The organism is Microbacterium sp. (assembly GCF_051953575.1).
Lineage (GTDB): Bacteria > Actinomycetota > Actinomycetes > Actinomycetales > Microbacteriaceae > Microbacterium.
The window spans coordinates 1-6,118 of record NZ_JBQCIP010000227.1 but is presented as its reverse complement, the minus strand read 5'-3'; the positions used below and the strand labels follow the sequence as shown (position 1 = coordinate 6,118).

At 70.4% G+C, this 6,118-nt stretch carries 6 protein-coding genes; 2 read left to right on the top strand and 4 right to left on the bottom strand.

Annotated features, from left to right (window positions below; translation table 11 throughout):
- The 3 genes from ACTHNQ_RS13685 to ACTHNQ_RS13675 all read right to left on the bottom strand — a co-directional run.
- A partial coding sequence (locus tag ACTHNQ_RS13685) for an extracellular solute-binding protein (protein ID WP_440334199.1) occupies nucleotides 1-444 on the bottom strand: 444 nt, incomplete at its 3' end.
- Nucleotides 445-603: 159 nt separating this feature from the next.
- On the bottom strand, nucleotides 604-3,630 hold the full coding sequence (locus ACTHNQ_RS13680) for a hypothetical protein (protein ID WP_440334197.1): 3,027 nt from the start codon (nucleotides 3,628-3,630) through the stop codon (nucleotides 604-606).
- Nucleotides 3,631-3,717: 87 nt separating this feature from the next.
- Nucleotides 3,718-4,464 (bottom strand): EAL domain-containing protein, encoded by a 747-nt coding sequence (locus ACTHNQ_RS13675; RefSeq protein ID WP_440334195.1) that lies wholly within the window; start codon nucleotides 4,462-4,464, stop codon nucleotides 3,718-3,720.
- A gap of 183 nt (nucleotides 4,465-4,647) precedes the next feature.
- Between ACTHNQ_RS13675 and ACTHNQ_RS13670 the strand changes: the two genes are divergently transcribed.
- On the top strand, nucleotides 4,648-4,992 hold the full coding sequence (locus ACTHNQ_RS13670) for a hypothetical protein (RefSeq protein ID WP_440334193.1): 345 nt from the start codon (nucleotides 4,648-4,650) through the stop codon (nucleotides 4,990-4,992).
- Nucleotides 4,993-4,999: 7 nt separating this feature from the next.
- On the opposite strand, the gene ACTHNQ_RS13665 is transcribed toward ACTHNQ_RS13670, so the two are convergent.
- A complete protein-coding gene (locus ACTHNQ_RS13665; protein ID WP_440334191.1) occupies nucleotides 5,000-5,464 on the bottom strand; it encodes a MarR family transcriptional regulator in 465 nt (154 codons plus the stop codon).
- Nucleotides 5,465-5,675: 211 nt separating this feature from the next.
- Here ACTHNQ_RS13665 and ACTHNQ_RS13660 point away from each other — a divergent pair.
- A partial coding sequence (locus ACTHNQ_RS13660; RefSeq protein ID WP_440334189.1) for a hypothetical protein occupies nucleotides 5,676-6,118 on the top strand: 443 nt, incomplete at its 3' end.

The window sequence follows — 6,118 nt, the reverse complement described above, 5'->3', positions numbered from 1 at the left end:
GGGCATTCCGTACTGCTCGCCGTCGTAGGTGCCCGACTTCACGAGCCCCTCGACCAGGTCGTCTTCGAGGCCGTCCTTCTTGATGTAGTCCGTGATGGGCGCGAGCGCGCCGGCGTCGGCGAACTCGGGCGTCCAGGTGGTCCCCGTCTCTGCGACGTCGGGGGTCGTGCCGCCCGCGATCGAGGTGACGAACCGGTCGTGCGCGTCGGCCCACTGCACGAACTCCACGTTCAGCTCGGCGCCGGTCTCTTCCTTGAACGCGTCGGCGACCTCGTCGAAGAACGGCTCGGCGTCGGGGTTCGTGCCCTGCATGATCCAGACGTCGAGGGTCTTGCCCTCACCCGAGGCCGAATCGTCTCCGTTGTCGCCACCGCCGCCACTGCAGGCGGTGATGCCGAGTACTGCCACACCCAACACGGCGATGGGCAGGATGCGCTTCCTCATTTGAACTCCTCTTCTGCGATCACACTCTGGTGTCGACCTTCCGGCCGCGAATCACACTATGGAAGAAACCACCATGTGTCACGCATGTTTTGGAATTTTCTCCCAACCGTTATCGACCGGAAACACGGATCAGCAGGACCCGGGCCCGTTCGACCGCCCTCAGGGGCGAGCGGATGCCGCGTCCCGCCGCCGCCCCCAGGGCAGCGCCAGCAGCACACCGCCGATGAGCAGCACGAGCGCGAACGCGGCCGCCGCCCACGGCGTCTCGGCCGGGATGTCGAGGTAGGTCGTGATGCCGAGGATGCGGGCGAGGCCCCACGGCAGCAGGCCCATCTCGTCGTTCCACACGGTGAGGGCCGCTTCGAGCCCGGCCGCCCCGATGACGACTGCGGGCACGAGCAGTCCGGCGCCGACGGCTGCCAGCACGTACCCGGTCGCCCGGCGCGCGCCGACCTGGGCCGAGAGCGCCCAGCCGGCGGCGACGAAGACCCAGACGAACAGCGCGAAGGCGACCGCGATGTACGCCGTGCGCAGCACCGGCTCGGTCCAGAACGCGTACCAGTAGCCGCCGGGTCCGGTGAACGACAGCGCGAACAGCGTGAGGATGCAGCGCAGCATCACGACGCCGCCCACCGCGGCGATGACCGGCCACGGCGAGCGCCGGCGCACGAACAGCCGCAGCACGAGGGCGAACACGACCCAGGCGCCGAGCACGACCGCGACGTGCGTCCACGACAGGAACGAGGTCTGCACGGCGCGCGTCGCGACCAGCAGCGCCGCGGGGATGACCAGGAGCAGCCAGCGGTCGAGCTCGAGCATGCCGAGCGTCGACTCGCGGGCCCGCCAGGGCCGGGTCGACGCGATCCACGTGGCGCGTGCGGCGGCCGCGCCCGGTCGTCGCACCAGCCGGGTGCGCGCGGCGAGCATGCCGATGACGACCCAGGCGAGCGCGAGCACGAGCAGGCCGCGGGCGAGCCAGGCCATCGTGTCGTCACGGTGGGACCGCTCGATGCCCAGGCGCGCCGCCGTGAGGTTGAGCGCAGGGTGGTCGATGTCGCCGTCGTACGCCGTCAGGTGCGCGGCCGCGAGCTTCTCGAAGGTCGCACGGTCGGCATCCCACGCGGCCCGCGCATCGGGCGACAGCGTGTCGTGCCACTCCCCCTGGTGCAGGATCAGCGAGCGGTACGACGACAGCAGCCGCAGCGTGTCGACCTCGTAGTCCAGCGCCCCCACGAACGCGTCGCGGATCTCGGGCGAACGCCAGGTGGCGGCATCCGTCGACGCGACAGTGTCACGCATCTGTGCGGCCGTCGACACCGCCGCCTCACCGTCGGCGATGGCCGCGTCGATGCCACCGTCGGCGTCGCGCACGATCGAGTACATGACGTCGAGCACGGCGGAGTCGCCGGTGAGGATGTCCCACTCGAAGATCCACATCATGGGCGGCGGTTCGAGGCCGATCGCGAACACCCGCTGCTGCGCGAACGGCGCGATGTACTGGCCGTGCGCGATGGCGTCGCGGGACTGCCCCATGGCCGAGACGATCGCGTCGACGGTCGCCGGGTCGGTCGAGAACCACTCGCGCGCCCAGTCCTCGGTCACCTGCGTCACGTCGGCGGATGGGTCGCGGGCGAGGGAAGCCGCCACCTGGGTGTTCAGCTCGTACAGCTGCCAGAACCCGGCCTTGAGGTAGAGGGTCATGGGTCCGGCGCGCCAGGGCCCGCCGTCCTGCGTCCACACCCAGACGCCTTCGATCCTGTCGTTCGCGGCGAGCAGCTGCTGCAGCGCCCACTGGTACTCGGCGCCGAGGTCGTTGGCGAACGAGCCGAAGTTCTCGAACTCGCGGCGGCTCTGCAGTTCGACGATCCGTCGCTGCGAGCCCTGCTCGAGCGTGTCGTTGAGCGGCAGCCACGTGTAGAAGTCGCCGAGCGTGTACTTCGTCGAGACGATGAGGGCAGGCGAGTCGATGCCGCCGAGCACCGCCTCGTACGAGGCACTGTCGGTATGCATGTCGCCGGCGGCGCCCACCCCGACAGACCAGGTGCGGAAGATCACTTCGCGATCGGATGCCTCCGCCTGCCCCGTGAAGGCCTCGAGCATCGAGCGCACGGCGTCGACGGTGGTGACCTTGAGCGCGGAGTAGTAGTCCCAGCCGCCCACGTCGTAGACGGGCCCCGCCTCGCCGATGCGGATGAGCACGCCGTCGAGCGCGGGCACCGCGTCGTAGAGCTCGTCGAGGCCGGCGGTGTAGACGTCCCACAGCTCGGGGTCCTCGGTGTCGAGCGACCCGAACCGGTCCTGCAGGTACTGCTCGAGGGGGCCGGTGAGCGCCAGCATGTCGGTGCGCAGGAACACCTTGACGCCGAGCTCGTCGGCGCGCTCCCAGAAGGGCGCGAACGCCTCGCGGAGCGCGAGCGCCTTCGCGCGGTGCTCGTCGCCCTCGGCGTAGACCGGACCGCCGGGCGCGTCGTCGAAGGTCACGAACTCCACGAACCCGGGGAACGCGACGGCGTTGAACCCGTTGGCGAGCGAGTGCCGCAGGAAGAGGTCGAAATCGTCGTAGGCCGCGGCGAGCGCGGTCTGGTCGATGTACGGCGCCTCGGCCTGGAAGACATCCGCGAAGGCCTTCGACGCGTGCGAGTAGTCGTCGCCCGACTCCCACTCGGCCGGGTCGGGCGTGACGCCGACGGCGCCGAGGTCGGTCATCCGCAGCGGGAGCCGGGATGCCTGATGCGCGCCGATGAGGTCGGTCAGCGGCTTCGCAGCCCGCACCTGTGCGGCGAGGTCGTAGATCGCCCGCGCGCTTCCGGCCTCGCTGGCGGCCGCGACGGTGAGGGCTGTCGCGTCCCCGGCGAGGGTGTACGAGTCGTCGTCGCCCTCGGGGGCGTCGACGACGGTGAGGGATGCCGCACCCGCGGTGCCGGCGGCGTCGGCGATCGCGTCGCGCAGCTCGTCCATCGCCACGCCCAGGCGCTCGGTGTCGGGCGCGGTGACGGTCGTGAGGTCCGGCGGCAGGACGGCCGGCGTGGCGGCCGCGGCGACGGCCGGTCGTGGCTGCATCTGCGAAGACGGCTCGGTGCGGAGGCCGAGCGCATCGCCGACAGCCAGCGCGACGCCGGCGCCGAGTGCGACCAGGACGATCGCGGTGACGACGGCGAGGATGCCTCGCCGTCGCGCCGTCGTCATCCTCTGATCCTAGGCGCGCGGTTTCGCCGCATCAGCCCGTTCTCTGAAGCCGTTGCACACCTGTTGCGTTCGCGCGTCGCCCGGGACTTACGGGAAGACGATCTCGGCATCGGGTTCGCGGATCAGGAAGCCCTGCGCACGGTCGCAGCCCAGCTGCACCGCGATGTCGAGGTGGGTGAGCGTCTCGATGCCCTCGGCCACCACGCGCAGCCCGTCGGCGTGGGCGCGTTCGACCTCGTCGTGCAGCGAAGAGCGGGTGCCGGACTCCACCGAGCGCACGAGGTGCCCGGGGATCTTCACCTCGGTGAGCGGCAGGCGCCGCAGACGCTCGGGCGCGACGGTGTCCATGCCGTAGTCGCCGAGTGAGATCTCGACACCCCGATCGCGCAGCAGGCGCAGCTGCGGCAGCGCCGCGCCCTCGTCGATGGACGGACTGTCGTGCGAGAGCTCCAGCACGAGCGACCCGGGCCCGAACCCGCGCCGCGCAAACTGGTCGGCGACGTGCCCGCCGAAGGAGTCGTCCTCGAACTGGGCCGGCGAGACGTTGACGGTGACCGCCCAGGCGCGACCCATGCCGCGCCAGTCGCGGAGGGTGTCGAGGCACTCGTCCAGCATCCTCCGCCCCAGCTCGTGGATCACACCCGTGCGCTCGGCGACCTCGATCATGGTCACCGGGTCGATGTCTCCGAGCTGCGGGTGCCGCCACCGGCACAGTGCCTCCGCCGCCACGATCGATCCGCTCTCGAGCGAGACCTGCGGCTGGTAGACGGCGAAGATCTCGGGAGTGCGGACCGCGGCGGCGAGGTCGTCAGCGAGGTCTTCTCTGAGGGGCATCCCTCAAGTCAGCCTCAGGGATGCCACCGCCGCAAGTCCCGATGCGCACCGCGCTCATCGGCTAGAGTCCGCCCCCGGAGAGGGCCGCTCGGCCACGCTGGAGCGATGATGTTGCGGCTCTCGTGGAAGACTCGGGCGTCTCCCTATACTTTTGCCATCGCTGAGCTGTCGGGAGGGGTGGCGATGGCGTTTCGGAACTTGGAGACGTTGGAGGCGTGGCTCGCCGAGTATCGCGAGACCGGGAGCGCGGGCGCCGCGTCGGCACGGGTCGTGGTGCAGGACGGCGACGGCGGCGCGGACACGGGACTGGTGACCTTCCAGCTCGATCACGCCTCGACCGTGGTCTCCATCCAGCCCGCCGCCCAGGACGCCACGGGGTGGGTCGCGACGATGGAGCCGCGCGAAGACGCGATCGCCCTCGACGCCCCCGGGCTGCTCGCACTCTCGGCCGAACTCGCCGCCGTCTCGGAGTTGTGCGCGTTCCTGGAGCAGAAGTCGAAGGACGACACGGGCGTCGACGTCGCCTGAGCGCAGGTCAGCGCCGGGTGCCCACTGTCGCCGCGGTCAGGGATTCGAGCAGCGCAGCCGAGCTTCCGACCAGCGCCTGATCGGCGGCGCCGACGGCGAGGTCGAAGTCCTGGTCGAACCGGTTCAGCGCCGACCAGGGGTCTTCGTCGATGTCGATCGTCGCCGTGATGCGGTTGACGCGCCGGTCGTCCGGATCGACGTCGCGGCGCACGAGGGAGCGGCCGACCAGACGATCGATGAGGGTGGTCACCCCGGCGGAGGTCATGCCGAGGTACTCGCGCAGGGCCGTGGGGCGGGTTCCGGGATTGTCGATGACGAACAGCAGCGCCCTCGCATCGATGTCGCTGATGCCGAGGCTGGCGCGTGCGGCGCTCAGGGCGGCGTTGCGCGCGTCGACATACCGACGCAGCGCCTGCCCCAGCGTCAGCCCCGTCGCGTCGTTGCCCATACCGCCATTCTCCTCATCGCTCACCGGCCAGAATATCTCAGATCGCTAGTATTTAGAAGATTTAACTAATTTTCCTAAGTAACGGTGTAAGGTGGGATCAACTCGCCGATGCGGCACGGCTCGCCGCTCGCCACCCCCGGGCATCGGCGCAGAAGCCCAGGAGGCACATCGTGACCCACGGAAAGGCTCCGATCGGACGCCGCTTCGTCCCGACCCCGTTCGCTGCGAGCACTCCATGCTAGGCCTCGCGACGTGCGGGCTGATCAGCGTCGACCGCGCGTCCACGATCGTCGACGCCAACGGGCAGGTGCTGCAGTGGCTCAACCGCGCCCACGACGACGTGGTCGGCCGCCCGCTCGAATCGCTCCTCACGCTGCGCATGCCGCTGGCGGACGCCGGCGGGATGCGCCCCACCGACGCCACCCTCCATGGCGCCTCGGGAGTCGTCCGGCCTGTGGTGGTGGGCTCCTTCGGTGTGGACGACCACGGCATCGAGCGCCTCGCCGTCTATGACGTGTCTGCACGGTCGGCCTTCAATCTGGGATTCCGGGGCGCGGAGGCGAAGACCGAACGAGGCCGCCAGCGCCTGCAGATCCTGCTCAACGCCGCCGTCGGCTTCGGCAACGTCCGCTCCGAGCTCGACGCGGCAGAACTCCTCGTCGACGTCGCGCAGCGCGC

Bases quoted from the DNA above. Each gene is read 5' to 3' on its own strand.
- ACTHNQ_RS13670 (WP_440334193.1), top strand. From the start codon at position 4,648: ATGGCGTTTCGGAACTTGGAGACGTTGGAGGCGTGGCTCGCCGAGTAT.
- ACTHNQ_RS13680 (WP_440334197.1), bottom strand. From the start codon at position 3,630: ATGACGACGGCGCGACGGCGAGGCATCCTCGCCGTCGTCACCGCGATC.
- ACTHNQ_RS13675 (WP_440334195.1), bottom strand. From the start codon at position 4,464: ATGCCCCTCAGAGAAGACCTCGCTGACGACCTCGCCGCCGCGGTCCGC.